Here is a 16,956-nt window from a genome sequence, read left to right as displayed (position 1 = left end):
AACCTTAATTGAACTGGAATGATGAAAAAAGAATTTATAAAATATGGCTTGTGTATCCTGTTGATGGGATTTATGGCAGGATGCGATGACTACGCGCAAAAAGAAATACAGAACTATATTTACGTGGACAGGACATCTTTATCGCTCTTTGTAGGCCAATCCCTGCAACTTACGGCAAGCCCGACAGACGGGACTTACCAGTATCAGTGGTTGAGCGAAGACACCAAGGTTGCTACCGTAACCTCAAACGGACTGGTGGAGGCGATCGGTGAGGGATCTACCAATATTGTTGTAAGGGATGGCGATCTGGTAACCAAAGTACCGGTGACATCGGCAGTGAGGGTCCCACTAAGGGATGTCTCTTTAGGAGCAACCCATCTTGAATTGCTTCCGGGTGGTAAAAAGACCATATTGGTAACTTATATCCCCGACAATGCCAATGACATACCCAAACATTCATGGCGTTCCGAAAATCCGGATGTCGTCACCGTGAATGTGGCAGGGGATATCACCGTTGTAGGCGAAGGAGTAACCAATATAGTCTACCAGATTGGGGACATCGTAAAAAAGATTGAGGTGGATGCGGCCTATACCCGCCCCTTCAAAGGACCGCATATCCTCTCTGCAGCAGCACCTTATGAGCTTTTTGCTGCCAATTTCGATATGGGAGGTGAAGGATATGCTTTCCATGACGACGACAGCGGGGATAACTCCGGACAAGGAGGCAATTACAGAAGAAGCAATGGTGATACTTCAAGCGATGCGGTTGACATAGAAGGATATGGGCAGAACGTAGGGTGGACAGGTGCCGGAGAGTGGCTCCTTTATACCGTAGAAGTGATTGACGGAGGTGTTTACAAGGTAGAGGCGCAAGTTGCGGTACCCGGCACAGGCAGTTTCCATCTCGAAGTGAACAATGAGAATGTGACCGGCACCGTTGGTGTACCTAATACCGGCGGATGGGGTACTTTCTGGTGGATCTCTGTCCCGGATATCACCTTTACGGAGGGAAGACATAAGATCAAATATTATTTTGAAGGAGGACATAATTTCAAATCACTGAAATTCACCAAAAAGTAATTGAAAATCCTGTTGAAAAAATAGCCTGTAGTATGTAATATACTGCAGGCTATTCCGAATATCCCCGCCTTTGAAGGATGGTTCGATCGATCCATGCAATAAATGAAAACCGGGTAGTTCTATTAATTTTTTTAAACCTTTTCGCTGTCTGTTTTTATCGGTTTCTTGTAAATAAATTCCGTGGAATTAATGAATATCAGACCAGCCGAGAACAATACAAAGACAATGAGAAACAAAAACTTACTCATGTAAACACAATATTTAACAACAGTCTCACGATATCTTAAAATTGTTATAAGAATAGTAGCTCTCACCTATTATATCATTTTACACAGCTTTAATATCACTTTACACAGTCATCAAATATACCATAAAGGTAAATTTGTATAAATTTCATCAAAGAAAATATAGATCACACAATTTCTGGGGATCTAATGACTATTATTATTCAGAGGGGAGTTGTAAAAAATTATAGATGAAATCTTAGATGTACTATTATTAACAATGTATTAATATAATACAAAAGAACCAACCTGTTCTTAAACAAAGAATGTGTTGATATATAGTGTAAATTAAAAAGGACAGAAAGCAAATCTATTAAAAAACTGATGTATGGGTAAGAACAAATCAATCAAAAAGCTTCTAATCAAAAATAAATGGTTGTTTTTGATTACATGCATGACCGTTATGCTCTCATGTGGAGATAATGGGGAGGGTGACAATGATAGCGCATATGATCCGGATAAACCGGTTGTGGTACAGTCCTTCTCTCCTTTGGAAGGGGGAATGGCTACACGTATGCTAATTACTGGAAAGAATATGGGAAATGATCCTTCTAAAATTAAAGTCTATTTTAATAACAAGGAAGCTGCTATCATCGGTTGCGACAAGGGGAAGGCACTGGTTGTTACTCCTCGCCAGCCGGGTGATACCTGTACAATTTCAGTGGTTGTAGGAAAGGATTCCGTCGTGGCTCCTGAAAAGTTTATTTATCATATTTCCACAACAGTAACAACCCTGGTAGGACAAAAAGGCACCAGTGAATTAAAGACAGGCTCGTTTGCAGAAGCGACTTTTGAGTCTCCTTCCACATTAGCTGTCGATAATGAATACAATATATTCCTTTCTCACTGGAGAGGTAATTATGATATTGTAATGATCAACCAGCAGGAACGAACCGTAACCAAGATGTTTAGTGGAGATCCAACAGGAGCTCCATCAACCGATACGGAAGGAAAGGTCGTAATGTTCCCCAGTGACGGAGGAGATGTAATGTACGTGCTTGATCCTGCTGCCCAATGGGGAGTAAGAAGAAGACAGATATTACATCCCTCAGCCGAAGAACAGGCACAAGGAATGAAAGACTTTACCATCAACTGGAAACATGGTTTTGCTGCTTGTAAATATGATGATATGATTTATACTCGTGGATATAACGGACAGATTATCAGATTCAACCCAAAAACCCGGGTAGGGGAACAGGTAACGGACGGTATTGAACCCGACACCGACAGTTTCCTCTCATTCGATCCGGTACATACACACATGTTATATATTTCCTATACAAGCCGGCATTGTATTTTCACATACAATATCCTGACCAAAGAACATAAGTTATTTGCCGGCACCAAGAACACCTCGGGCTGGAAAGACGGGAGTGTAGAAGAGTCGTTATTTACCAACCCGTGTCAATTGATTTTTGATGTCAACAACAATATTATTCTCGCCGATGCAGGAAATCATTGTATCCGTCAGATCACACCCGAAGGCAGGGTATCAACCCTGATCGGAATAGCCGGAAAATCCGGTTACCAGGATGGTAATCCCGAAGATGCCCTCTTTAACTATCCAAAAGGAGTAGCTATTGACAAGGATTACAATATCTATATTGCCGATTTTTTCAACAACTGCGTTCGTAAACTGGCGGTGGAATAAATTTACTGACTATTAAAAAAATAATTTTAATCATATGAAAAATATTATAATAATCTTCTGTTTCATTTGGTTGATGATTCCGGTTTATGCACAGCAGAATTTGAGTATATCGGGAGTGGTTCAGGACAATAGAGGAGAACCTCTGCCTGGAACCAGCATCTATTTGAAAGATCGTCCTGGACTTGGGGTTACCTCAGACATAGACGGAAAGTTCGCCATCAAGGCTTCTAAAGGCGACTTAATCGTTTTTAGTTTCATGGGATATGAGAACTACGAATACCGGGTAGAAAATAATGTGTCGAACCTGGTAATTACCCTTAACGAGCAAACAACGACTATTGACGAAGTAGTTATTACCGCATTAGGGAGCGTCCAGCGTAAAATAAGTACAGTAGGGGCAATAAGTACTATTGAAACCGGACAACTCCAGGTTCCGGCCACTTCAATGGCTAACATTCTGGGAGGACGTATGCCTGGTATCATTACCATGCAGTCGAGTGGTGAACCGGGAAAAAACATCTCAGAATTCTGGATCAGGGGAATCAGTACCTTCGGGGCAAACAGTTCAGCCCTGGTATTGATTGACGGACTGGAAGGAAATCTGAATTCTATTGATCCCGCCGACGTTGAAAGTTTCTCCGTACTGAAGGATGCATCCGCCACAGCCGTATACGGGGTGAGAGGTGCTAACGGGGTAGTATTGGTTACCACCAAGCGTGGTTCTACAGGAAAGTTGAAAATCAATGCCCGTGTAAACCATACAATCGCCAGATTACAAAAGATGCCCAAGTATCTGGGAGCGTACGAATATGCCAAGCTGGCCAATGAAGCACGCGTAGTACGTGAAGACGAACCGCTCTATAACGATAGGGATATGGAAACGATCCAGTATGGCCTCGATAAGGACCTTTTCCCTGATGTGAACTGGCAGGATGAAATCGTGAACCCTATAAGCCATCAAACCACCTATTACTTGAGCGCACAGGGGGGAGGAGAAATTGCCACCTATTTCTTCAGTTTGGGTATGTCGAATGAAACTGCTGCTTATAAACAAGATCCTAGTAGTTTGTATAAAGTTGGGATGGGATATAACACCTATTCCTATAGGACCAATCTGGATATTAACTTAACCAAAACAACGAAAGTATTTTTCGGTGTTGACGGATATTTAACCCGAAACAAGATGCCTGGGGTTGCAAGTACCAATTATATCTGGGAAGCACAGTCGAATCTGACCCCACTGCTGATTCCCACCAAATACTCTACCGGACATCTACCGGCTTGGGGACCTACTAATAATTTTTCACCCTATGTGATGATTAACCATACCGGTATTACCTCCGACGACTCCAATTTGGCGAAGGCTACCCTAGCGTTGTCACAGGATCTCTCCTTCATTACGGAAGGTTTGAATTTCAGAATGCAAGGAGCATTCGACACTCAAAGTTGGTTTACAGAACGTCGTTATGTACTCCCGGAATTATACTTTGCCTCATCAAGAGATGTAAACGGTAAATTACAGATTGCAAAAAAGGTGGATAAGGTTGGAGCGAACTATGGTTTTTCCCAACAACAATACCGAAAATATCATTTCGAGTCCACGCTGAACTATGAGAAAATTCTCAATGACGATCATCGTTTTTCTGCCCTGGCATATTATTATATGAGTGATTCCAAGAGAACACAGGACATCACTGGTATCGACTGGAATCTGGCGGCTGCACCGAAACGATACCAGGGTATCTCCAGCCGACTGACTTATGGTTTTCAAGATACTTACCTGTTAGATGTCAATTTCGGGTATACCGGTTCTGAGAACTTCCAGGCTGGCCGTCGTTTTGGATTCTTCCCTTCAATTGCTGGTGGATGGGTACCCTCCAATTACGAATGGGTAAAAGAGAAATTGCCATGGTTGAACTTTTTCAAGATTCGCGGTTCATACGGTTCTGTGGGAAATGACCAGATTTCAGGAACCCGCTTTCCCTATATTACCCGGATCAATGAAAATGCTGCGTCCGGATGGGGAAGTGCCGAAAGTGGCATTGCAGAGACTATCGTAGGAGCTGACAACCTGAAGTGGGAAAAATCAATCAAGTCGGATGTGGGTATTGAAGGACATCTATTTAACGACAAAGTTTCTTTTGTGCTTGACTTCTTCCAGGATCAACGTGACGGTATTTTCCAACAGCGCGCACAAATCCCTAACTACGTGGGGTTAATCAGCTTACCGTATGGTAACGTAGGAAAAATGAAGAGTTGGGGATCTGATGGAAATATTTCATACAGTCACGACTTTAATAAAGATCTCTCTCTTACGCTGAGAGGTAACTTCACCTATTCCACCAACAAAATAGAGAATTGGGAACAAGCTTATCCGAAATATAAGTATCAGCAACAGTCTAATTTTCCTCATGGAGCGATCAGGGGATATATATCAACCGGTTTGTTTCGTGATGAAGAAGATGTAAAAAGCAGCCCGAGACAAAATTTCGGTGGATTTGAAGTGCGTCCCGGCGATATCAAATACAAGGACGTAAACGGTGATGGACAAATTAATACAGACGACCAGGTTGTTTTATCTTATGCTACTTACCCACGTTTAATGTATGGTTTTGGTACTGATTTCCGTTATAAGAACCTAACGGTTGGTGTACTCTTTAAAGGGACGGGAAATACAGACTTTTTCCATGTCGGATATTACTATAATAATGGGAGCTATTGGTTGACAAACGGTATGGGTTACGTTCCTTTCCATGGTATGGAAACCGGAAATGTTCTGTCTATCGTGGCTGATCAGAAAAACAGGTGGACTCCTGCTTCCTATTCCGGGGATCCTTCTACAGAGAATCCTAATGCACGTTTTCCGCGCTTATCGTATGGTTATAATGCAAACAACTCACAATTATCTACTTTCTGGAAAGGAAACAGCAAATATTTGCGCTTACAGGAAATCACGGTGAACTACAACTGGAAAACGCCCATGTTCCAAACAGTCGGATTATCTTCAATAGATTTTCAACTTGTCGGGAATAACCTGTTTGTATGGGATGGGGTTGATCTATGGGATCCGGAACAAGCACACCAGAACGGACGGGCATATCCAATCCCGGCACGTGTAACTTTTCAGATTTATCTTAACTTCTAAAATTATACAGATATGGACAAGCTAAAAATATATCTAACGGTTTTTTTACCCGTCATGCTCATTCTGTTATTCCCATCCTGTAATTTTCTGGATACAGATGATTATTACTTCAATGAAACACTTCAAGTGGATTCTATTTTCAGTAATAAACGAAATCTGGAAAAATATGTATGGGGAACGGCTGCCTTTTTTCCTGATGAAGGACGAATTTTCGGGAACAATTATACACCCGGCCCTTTTGCGACCGATGAAGGATTTACACTCTTCGGTACCGGTGAATTTCATGGGATGGCTTTTGTTTTAGGTGAAGTAAAAGCCAATAGCATGTATGGAATGGATATCTGGGGGGGGGCCTATCAGATTATCCGCAAGGCAAATACTATTCTCACCCGTATGGACGAAGCAGCCGACATGACAGCTTCCGACAAAAGAGATATGTTGGGATATGTCTATTTCATGCGCGCTTATGCCTATTATCATCTTCTCATGCAATATGGCCCGGTTATCCTTATAGGCGATAAAATACTGGAAAATAACGAAACGCCTGAGTATTACAATACCCACAGAGCTACTTACGACGAGAGCGTAGAATACATTTGTAAGGAACTGGAAAAAGCAGCTCAATTCCTTCCGGTTGAGGTGGCGTTGAACTTCTTCGGACGCCCGACAAAAGGTGCTGCTTACGGACTCATTACCCGTATTCGCTTGCAAGCTGCCAGTCCTCTCTTCAACGGCCAAAGTGCGGCAAGGGTTTATTTCGGTAACTGGACTCGCAAAATAGACGGAAAGCACTATATCAACCAGACATATGATGAGAGAAAATGGGCAGAAGCAGCTTTCGCTGCAAAACGGATTATCGACATGAATATATATGCTCTTCATACTATTGAAAGGCAAGGGGATACTCCTCCTCTACCGGTAAATGTGCCAGCTGAACCATTTCCTAACGGAGCAGGGAATATAGATCCGTTCCGCTCCTACTCCTATATGTTTAATGGGGAAACCCTCGGTTCTCAAAACAAGGAATTTGTATGGGGACGTATGTCGCCATATGTCCTGGCCTATACCCAGCATTCTTTCCCGGTAGCAAACATGGGAGGATGGAATGGTATGGGTGTTACCCAGAAGGTCGTGGACGCGTACTATATGGCAGATGGTCGTGACATCTCCGATCCCAGCCCGGAATATCCATATTCTGAGGATGGATTTCTCGGAGGGGGTGATAGAACATTTTCAGGATATATATTGAAAGGATCGGTACATAGAATGTATGTAAACAGGGAAATGCGTTTTTATGCCAATATCGGCTTCAGTGAATGTTTCTGGTCGGCAAGTACTACCTCTGAAACTGCAAGAAAGAATATTGTTGTAACTTATTATAAAGATGGCAATGCAGGAAAAGAGAGTCATCAGGGAAATGTAAACAATTACCCGATTACCGGTTATGTACTTCGCAAGTACGTACATCCCGATGATGCATGGGCCGGAACGGCAGCAGCACGTATCGACAAGCCATTTCCAATTATCCGTTATGCCGAAATATTGCTATCCTATGCAGAAGCATTAAACAACCTAACCACAAGTCATTCCATCACCGATACCATCAGCGGTGAACGATATACCCTTACGCGTGATGTAGATGAGATCCGGTCTGCATTCAATCAGGTACGCTATCGTGCCGGCTTACCGGGACTAACCGAAGAGGAACTTGCTTCTCCCCAGACTGTACAGAAATTGATTGAACGGGAACGAATGATTGAATTCTTATTCGAGAATAGGAGATATTACGACGTACGCAGATGGGGAATTTATGAAGAGACAGAAAATGAACCTATGCAGGGAATGGATACAGATGCTTATAAAGAAGGATTTTATAACAGGGTACACCTCAATCACTCCAAAGCGCGTAATAGAATAGTTAACAAAAAACTAATATTTATGCCTATCAATTTGGATGAAATAAGAAAAGTGCCAAATTTGGATCAGAATCCGGGATGGGAAAATTAATCATAAAAAATGAAATATATGAAAAAAATTATATATTTGCTATGTATTCTTCCATTGGTTAGTTTCATGGCATGCAATGAAGAAGACTTTTCAGCAAGAGAGCATTACAAATACGTGGTCTATCTTTTGAGTGAAAATGAGTATAATGTTTATTCGGCAGAATATGATCTGAAAAAAATTACAAACGATGGAGAAATTACTGCCCATTTAGTCGTCGGATGTGGAGGATCGTTGTCCAACCCGGAGGAATTTACAGTAGAATTGGAGCCGGATGTTGTACTTTTCGATAAATTCAACAGGTCGAATTACGATATTGATGTTGAAAAATATGCCCGCCTTTTGCCGGAAGACAGATACACAATTGCTTCTAATCGTGTCACCTTCCCGGCACATAACGCCGACCAATACGCAAGGTTGCCGATTAAAGTCCGCACGGAAGGTTTGTCTCCCGATTCGGTCTATTTTATCCCTATTTCGATCAAGAGCACCTCAAAGTATGAGGTCAACAAAGAGAAATCGGGTGTATTGTTCCGTATCACGTTGAAAAATGATTATGCAGAACAGGCCAAAGACACTTATTATCAATTGAGGGGTACCATTCTGGGGGCTGACGGGAATAATACCGGTGTCTCTACCTCCAAACTGATTCGTCCATTGACCAAAAATTCGGTTCGCCTGTATGCGGGAAGTCAGACACAAGTCATTTCAACGGCTACAGTTGAGGATATTGAACGATATTCAATTATTCTTACCGTCGATGAGAACAACAAGGTCCAGATTACACCCTACGGAACAATAGAAGTGGAACAATTGGACGGTGGTGATGAATGGAATAAGTATGAAGAAGCAAAAACCTATACAGACACGAAAATTGTCAAACGGTTTTACCTCTATTATCGTTATCGGACCATAAGAACTCCTGCCACAAGCACACAGCCTGCGGTATGGAATAATTGGATCACGATAAAAGAGACTTTAAGAAGAATGGAATAATTGATTCTGATTTCAAAATGGTTAACAAATTAAATGATATAGAACAATGAAAGATAAATTTGTTAAGATAACTCTGTGGCTTTTTTTCCTGGGTTCCCTCTCAGGATGCTACAAATACGACGTAATAGAGGAAGAAACGAATATCTACGTGAACAGGCAGTCACTCTCGCTGTTTGTGGGTGAGCAGATCCAACTCACAGCCAGTCCTCTGGAAGGGACCTATAATTGGTCGACTGAAGATACGAAAGTGGCAACAGTCACATCGGGCGGTTTGGTACAGGTAGTTGGGGAAGGTACCACTGATATCGTGGTGAGCAGTGGCAATCTTTCTACCAAAGTGAATCTCACCGCAACCGTAAGGATTCCCCTGGAAGATGTATCGCTAACTCAAACCGAACTCGTGCTATTACGGGGCACCAAAAAAAGTATATCGGTAACCTATGTACCCAATAATACCAATGATGTACCCAAGAATTATTCATGGAGTTCGGAAAATAAGGATGTTGCTATCGTCAATAAAGAGGGTGAAATCACAGCAATTAGTGCCGGTGTAACCAAGATTATTTACAAAATAGGTGACATCGAGAAGAAAATTGAGGTAGAGGTAACCAATACCCTTCCTTTCAGAGGGCCGCATAACCTTACTGCGGCTGAACCTTATGAACTTGCTGCGGCAAACTTCGATATCGGTGGTGAAGGATATGCCTTCCATGATGCAGATGCGGGCAATAACACCGGTAATGATAATTACCGTCGGAATAATGGTGATACCGGAAGTACCCCCGTTGAAGTAGAAGGAAACGGCGGTAGTAACGTCGGCTATACGAATCCGGGAGAATGGTTGCTCTATACTATAAATGTGGTGGATGCGGGTGACTATAAAGTGGATGTCTTGCTTGCAGGCCCCAGTGCCAGCAGTTTCCATCTGGAAGTTGACGGTGTAAACGTGACCGGCACCATCCCGACTCCTGCAACAGGTGGCTGGGGTGCGTATCAATTGGTTTCCACCCCTGAGGACAAGTTGACCCTGTCGCTGACGAAAGGGAAACATACATTCAAATATTATTTCGAGGGTGGGCATAATCTCAGAGGATTCAGGTTTACTAAAAAATAATTGATATCCTATTTTAATCATTAACCTGCAGTACTTCATGCACATATCGATAGAAAGTTTATGAAGTCCTGCAGGTTATTCGTCTAACACAATATTTTGGAAGGAAAATCAAAATGAAAGCTACCTCAAGAACAGTATTAATCGTGATCAGCTCCATTCTTCTTGTTGGCTGTTCATTCCTGCCTCCTTTGAAAGAGAGCTCTGCTCCGTTAGACAAGGTAAAATTTAAAAATCCGGATAAAAGTCATTACCCCGAGACCTGGTTCCATTTTATCGGAGGTAACGTGTCGAAAGAAGGAATAACAGCCGACCTGGAAGCTATTGCCGCCGCCCGTATCTCCGGTATTCAGCTATTCCATGGGCAATTCGGAGGAGAATGGCCGGGAGTATCCCCGCAAATCAAAGCACTCAGTGAATCATGGGATGAACTTATCGTCTGGACGGCTGAAGAATGTAAGCGGTTAGGTCTTACATTCACCATGCAGAATTGTCCCGGGTGGTCATATGCCGGAGGGCCGTGGATCGAGCCGGAAAACTCCATGCGTCATCTGGTTCGTTCCAGAACTGACATCAAAGGAGGGGAAACAATGAACCTGCAACTGGAAAAACCCCAACCCAGTGATGAAGAGTGGCGAAATTATAAAGATCTTTTTGTAATTGCATTTCCTACCCCGGAGGGTGATACGGGTACACGCTTACTTCCTACCTCCATACAGAGCAACCGTCCCGAGCTGGCATGGAAAGAGTGCCTTTTGGAACGCAAAAGAGTGAGATTATCACCTTCACTGTCAGAGCCGACAACCATCGATGTGGAGTTTAGGGAAGAAACAACTCTCCGCACAGTAGAATTTCCGTCGGTGAATTCGTTTTCACATGGATGGTGTTATTCGCCGGACATTACAATCACCGTTTATGCCCAAAACGGTGGAGAAATGGAGCAAATTGCACGGCTGGATATGCCGCCCGGCAGTTGGCAGGATGATCAACCTTTTTCTATCGCATGTAAGGAAACAACTGCCCGATCCTATCGCATAGCAATCTCCAACCTGCATGATATGGATATATCGTTTATCAACTTATATTCCGCAGCACGTCAGCAGAATTGGGAATCGGAAGCGGCCTGGACCCTAAGAAGAATCGTAAGGGAGAATTATCCGCAACAATCTCCTTCAGCATGGGTCGACCCTTCTAGCATAGTGAATATAACAGAGAAAATGGACCCGGAAGGGAGATTAACCTGGGAGGCTCCCGAAGGTAATTGGACCATTCTGAGAATAGGCCATGTAAACACGGGGATGAAGAACGGACCAGCGCCAGCCGAAGCTACAGGATGGGAATCCAACAAACTTGATATCTCCGGCGCAAGAGCCAATTTTGAAGGCTATATCGGGCGATTGATGAACGACAACAAAAGCCTGAAAAAAGGATTATTAAATGGTATATTGATTGATAGCTGGGAATGTAAGACACAGACATGGACCGCAAATCTGGATAATATATTCGGAGAACAATGGAATTATCCCCTGCTCTCCATGTTTCCTGCGCTTTTCGGGTATGTAGTCGATGATCCCGAAACGACAGCCCGCTTCTTACGCGACTGGAGGGTTACCTTAAACGATCTACTGGTAAAGAATTTCTTCGGCGAGATGAGCACCATTTCCAAAAAAAACGGATTGAAACTCTCATTCGAGACTGCTTCAGGAGATATTTTCCCCGGAGATATTCTGGAATATTACAAATATGCCGACGTACCGATGTGTGAATTCTGGCATCCCCGCCAAGAATCGTATGTAGGGAGCTTCGAATTCAAGCCGGTGAAACCCAGTGTGTCGGCAAGCCGTATATATGGAAAGAGGAGAACGGCCGCCGAAGCTTTTACCTCATTCAACCTGTCGTGGGATGAACATCCCCGCTTCCTGAAAGATATAGCAGATGAGCATTTGGCACAAGGCGTCACTCATCTGGTATTCCATACCTACACGCACAACCCCCGTACCGATTTTTTACCACCCAGCACATCTTTCGGTTCGGGAATAGGGACACCTTTCCTCCGTTTGCAGACCTGGTGGCAACACATGCCTCACTTTACCGATTATCTGGCAAGGTGTAATTATATGCTCGAAAGCGGTAATCCGGTATCGGACGTATTGATGTATCTGGGTGACGAACAGAATCACAAACCGCAGCAGTCGCTTGACTTCCCGCAAGGATATGCCTACGATTATTGTAACCCTGATGTATTGCTGAACCGCCTGTCAGTCAAGAACGGACAACTGGTTACGCCCGAAGGAATTGCATATCGTGTCCTATGGCTGTATGATTGTAAGAGAATGATGCCTGAAACATTGGAGAAAATACACTCCTTTGCAGAACAGGGAGTCACCATTGTAGGTGTACCACCTACAGGCATCGCCACATTGAGTGGAGGTAAAGCGGAAGAAGCCCGTTTTCAAAAGGCAGTCGAAAATCTCTGGGGAGATGGCATCCAAAGCATACGTAATGTGGGGAAAGGAAAAGTCTATTCCGGTGAAGTCGAATACGCCCTGTTTTCCGAAAAAATTCAACCTGATACCAATCTGAAATTCTCCGATGTACGTTGGCTACACCGGAAAACAGAGGAGTCCGACTTTTATTTTCTATCCACACCTGAAGGAAAAAACTATGAAGGTACTGTTTCATTCCGCAGCACTGGAGCTGCCGAGATATGGGACCCGCTTACAGGTGAAACCAGAAGTGTAATTTCCACGCAAGATGAAGAGGGATATACCCATATAGAAATGTATCTTCCGGCCAGCACCTCCTGTTTTGTCGTCTTCCAGAAAAACAGTGTGCCACCACAGGGATATCTTCCGGTGATCCAAAAAACAGAAATTAAAAATGATTGGGAAGTAACCTTCCCTGCCGGATGGGGAATAGAAGAATCGCCCATAAAAATAGATCAACTGATGGCATGGAAAAATATCCCGTCACTGAACGAGGAAGGGAGATCCTTTTCCGGCACAGTGGTCTATCATACGACTTTCCACATAGAGGATACAACATCGAAAGTGCGTGATATCCTTGACCTGGGACGAGTGGAGGTGATTGCTAAAGTGAAACTGAACGGGGCTGAAGTAGCTACCAAATGGACCTATCCTTACACCATGGACATCTCCGACTATCTTCTACCCGGTGAGAACAAGCTGGAAATTGCCGTGACAAGCACATGGTTCAACCGGCTTGCCTACGATGCCGGTTTACCGGAACAGGATAGAAAAACCTGGACAATCAATGGTCCGGGAGCAGGATCGACTTTAAAGGAGTACGGGTTATTAGGACCTGTAACCATTATCACGAAAACGAATTAATATCAGGTAAAGGATACCGCCGATGAAAATTATTGTAACAATCCTTCGCATGGCTATCGGCTGGCACCTCTTATACGAAGGAGCCATCAAATTATTTTCAGAGAATTGGTCTGCAGCCTCTTTCCTGAATAATACCCACGGATTCCTCTCCGGATTTTATCATTGGCTGGCAGCAACACCCGGCAGGATGGAAATTGTTGACTTTCTCAATATTTGGGGATTGATCCTGATTGGATTAGCGCTATTCATAGGATTATTCAGCAGATGGGCTTCCATCAGTGGTGCATTGTTACTCCTGTTGTATTATTTCGCCTATCCTCCATTCGGAATTGCTTTATTGGGAGGTGACGGAACTACTTATGTGGTAAACCCATTGTTTGTTGAAACGGTGATACTTGTTTTTCTCTTTTTCTATAAAGAAAGAGGATATGGGATCGATAACCTGGAAGTTATCTTCAAGAGAAAAAAAACGGCTCCGGATAACCCGGAACCGAAAGAGGGAAAACATGCGGGACCTCCCCCCGGTGGACAATCACGCCGGGAAGCATTAAAAGAACTTGTTACACTGCCGGCACTCGGATTACTCGGCTGGGGAGCTTACGGCAGCCATCAAACGTATGAAATCGATGCCTCATCCGGAGCAACCATACAGGTTAACCGAGTAGCATTAAACGAGCTCAAAGGGGAATTGCCCAAAGGAAAACTGTGTAACATCGAGATGAGCCGTCTGATCATGGGTGGTAACCTTATCGGGGGATGGGCGCATGCACGCGACCTGATTTACGCGGAGTCTCTGTTTAAGGCTTACAATACGGAAAAGAAAATATTCGAAACCCTGATGCTTTGTGAACAAGCCGGTATCGATACCATCAATATAGGGTTTCCGACCATGGCGACGATGGTGAAATACAGGAAACTCACCGGAAGCAGGATGAAGGTAATTGTACAGGTGGCAGTACAGGAAAAGAGCAATGATATTTTCGAAAATGTAAAAGCCGCCATCGATAACGGTATGGATGTGATACAGATGCAGGGAAACCAGTGCGATTGGTTTGTGCGCGACCATAAATTGGATCTTATTGATAAGTTACTGAACAAGATAAGAAGTGAAGGATACGTGGCAGGATTGGGTGCACATACTATCGATTCGTTCATTACCTGCGAGGAGAACGGGATTATCCCCGATTATTACATGAAAACAATGCATCACGACAATTACTGGTCGGCCCATCCCCGTGAAAACAGGAAGCCTTTTGAAGTGGACGGTGCACGTAGCAATGATCACAATATGTTCCACGATAACTGTTTCTGCCCTTTTCCCGACAAGACGGTAGAGTTCGTGAACCGGGTAAAGGTGCCGGTGATGGGATTTAAGGTGCTTGCCGCAGGAGCTATCACTCCCGAAGATGGATTCAACTGGGCATTTGAAAACGGTGCTGATTTCATTTGTGTGGGTATGTTCGACTTTCAGGTAGTAAACGATGTCAATATTTGCATCGATACATTGAAGAATCTGAAAAAAAGGAGACGGGAGTGGTATGGATAACCGGATACCCCTCTTCCCCGATACGCAGGAGTCAGTAACCAGAAAAAGAGGTATCTTTTTTTCCCACATAGAATGGACACGGCTAAGACCGATTCTTTGAAAACGGCTACAGCACTACATGTGGGCGATCTGGTAAACCAAGTTGTTGATTATGGATAAAAAATTGATATTTATTATTCTGTATACGCTGATATATCCGTTGTTCCTTTCCGGGAACAATTCAAAGATAGAAAAATGGCATAAGAAAGAGTTTGTTTTCGAAAGTCGGCAATCATATGACAATCCGCTATACGATGTTGACTTCTTCGGCGCAGAATTCATATCTCCTTCCGGAAAAAAAATGATTGTCAGAGGATTTTGGGACGGAGGAACAACATGGAAGATCCGTTTTATGCCGGATGAAACCGGGAGATGGAAGTACAGGACTGTTTGTTCCGATCAAATGAACAACCAGCTTAACGGGATAGAAGGCAATTTTACATGTGTCCGCAATCGCAGTAAAACCGACATACACCGAAGAGGCCCTTTAAAGCATCTACCCGGAACCTATCATTTGACATATAACGATGATAAACCATTCCTTTATATAGGTTGTACGGCCTGGAACGGGGGACTTATTTCTACAGTAGATGAATGGGAAAAATACCTTTCCAACCGACAAACAACTGGTTATTCTGTTATTCAACTTATTACCACGCAATGGCGTGGAGGTCCTTACAATGCAGAAAATGAAAAGGCTTTTTCGGGAGTAGACAAGATCATCATCAATCCCTCTTTCTTTAAACGGCTGGATGATCGGATTGACCGTATCAATGATTACGGATTAGTAGCAGCCCCGGTGATGCTTTGGGCTTATGGGGATTTGAATCCCGGTTCTTTGCTTCCGGAAGAGTCGGCAATCAAACTGGCTGAATATATATTGGCCCGTTATGATGGAAACCATGTGATCTGGACGCTCGGAGGCGACGGTAAATTCACCGATGAAAATGAAGAGAGATGGAAGAACATCGGCCGGGCTGTTTTCGAAAAGAATTATCACCGCAACATCACTACCCTTCATCCCCATGGATTTTCGTGGTATGGAAGCGATTTCAATGAAGAATCATGGCTTGATATGATCTCCTATCAGACAGGACATACCAATAGTGATAACGCCATACGTTGGAAAACTCAGGGACCGGTAGTCAGCGAATGGAAGAAACTGATTCCTCGTCCGGTAATAGATACTGAACCGGTATACGAGAATGGGCATAATGCAAAAGAAGTGCGTAACAGTGCTTACTGGAGCATTTTCTCAACCCCTGTCGCCGGTGTATCATACGGTTCACATACCATCTGGCCTTGGCTGCGTATAGGAGACACACCGATAAACCACGGGAAAAAAGATCCCTCTCCTATTACATGGTATGACGCTCTTTTTCATGAAGGAAGTATGCAGATAGGGTATCTCTCCGGTTTCTTCAGAGGGATTGAATGGTGGAAACTGGCTCCTGCCAATGAGTTATTAAGTGAACAGCCGGGGCTGAAGTCTCTTCCCCGATGGCAATCGGTACTCGCAACCGGCGACCGGAATATGATATTGGTATATGTGCCGGTAAAGGACAAAATCAAACTTCGCAACATTGATGCCAGGAACTATACAGCCCAGTGGTTCGACACAGCCGGCAACACTTTTATGAAAGCTGATATAATCGGACAAAACAATGGTCTTGAAGCCCATACTCCATTCGACTCGGATGCTATATTTATTCTTCGCAAGAAAAAAATAAATCTTTATTAAAAATTCATC

9 protein-coding genes are annotated in these 16,956 nt (G+C 43.5%); all 9 read left to right on the top strand.

Annotated features, from left to right (window positions below; translation table 11 throughout):
• The first annotated feature begins 18 nt into the window (after positions 1–18).
• The gene (locus VB073_RS09720; RefSeq protein WP_323403969.1) at positions 19–1,080 is read left to right on the top strand and encodes an Ig-like domain-containing protein; all 1,062 of its coding nucleotides are present in this window, start codon (positions 19–21) and stop codon (positions 1,078–1,080) included.
• Positions 1,081–1,692: 612 nt separating this feature from the next.
• Positions 1,693–3,015 carry an IPT/TIG domain-containing protein gene (locus VB073_RS09715; RefSeq protein WP_323403968.1) on the top strand — a complete coding sequence of 441 codons (1,323 nt, stop codon included), beginning with the start codon at positions 1,693–1,695 and terminating at the stop codon, positions 3,013–3,015.
• 34 nt (positions 3,016–3,049) lie between these two features.
• A complete protein-coding gene (locus tag VB073_RS09710; protein ID WP_323403967.1) occupies positions 3,050–6,160 on the top strand; it encodes a TonB-dependent receptor in 3,111 nt (1,036 codons plus the stop codon).
• Positions 6,161–6,172: 12 nt separating this feature from the next.
• Positions 6,173–8,167 carry a RagB/SusD family nutrient uptake outer membrane protein gene (locus VB073_RS09705; protein ID WP_323403966.1) on the top strand — a complete coding sequence of 665 codons (1,995 nt, stop codon included), beginning with the start codon at positions 6,173–6,175 and terminating at the stop codon, positions 8,165–8,167.
• An 18-nt stretch (positions 8,168–8,185) separates the two neighbouring features.
• Entirely contained in the window at positions 8,186–9,160 is a 975-nt protein-coding gene (locus tag VB073_RS09700) for a BT_3044 domain-containing protein (RefSeq protein ID WP_323403965.1), read from the top strand.
• 46 nt (positions 9,161–9,206) lie between these two features.
• Positions 9,207–10,274: a carbohydrate-binding protein gene (locus VB073_RS09695; RefSeq protein WP_323403964.1), complete on the top strand. Its 1,068-nt coding sequence runs from the start codon at positions 9,207–9,209 to the stop codon at positions 10,272–10,274.
• 113 nt (positions 10,275–10,387) lie between these two features.
• Positions 10,388–13,621, top strand: a complete 3,234-nt coding sequence (locus tag VB073_RS09690) for a glycosyl hydrolase (protein WP_323403963.1) — start codon at positions 10,388–10,390, stop codon at positions 13,619–13,621.
• A gap of 22 nt (positions 13,622–13,643) precedes the next feature.
• Positions 13,644–15,167, top strand: coding sequence for a DoxX family protein (locus VB073_RS09685; RefSeq protein ID WP_323403962.1), 1,524 nt, complete (start codon positions 13,644–13,646; stop codon positions 15,165–15,167).
• A 151-nt stretch (positions 15,168–15,318) separates the two neighbouring features.
• Positions 15,319–16,947, top strand: a complete 1,629-nt coding sequence (locus tag VB073_RS09680) for a DUF4038 domain-containing protein (RefSeq protein ID WP_323403961.1) — start codon at positions 15,319–15,321, stop codon at positions 16,945–16,947.
• The last annotated feature ends 9 nt before the right edge of the window (positions 16,948–16,956 follow it).

The sequence above is a fragment of the Proteiniphilum sp. genome (assembly GCF_034927365.1).
In the GTDB taxonomy this organism is placed as follows: Bacteria; Bacteroidota; Bacteroidia; order Bacteroidales; family Dysgonomonadaceae; genus Proteiniphilum.
Note: the sequence above shows the minus strand (reverse complement) of the source record. Positions and strands in the feature narration are given on the sequence as shown.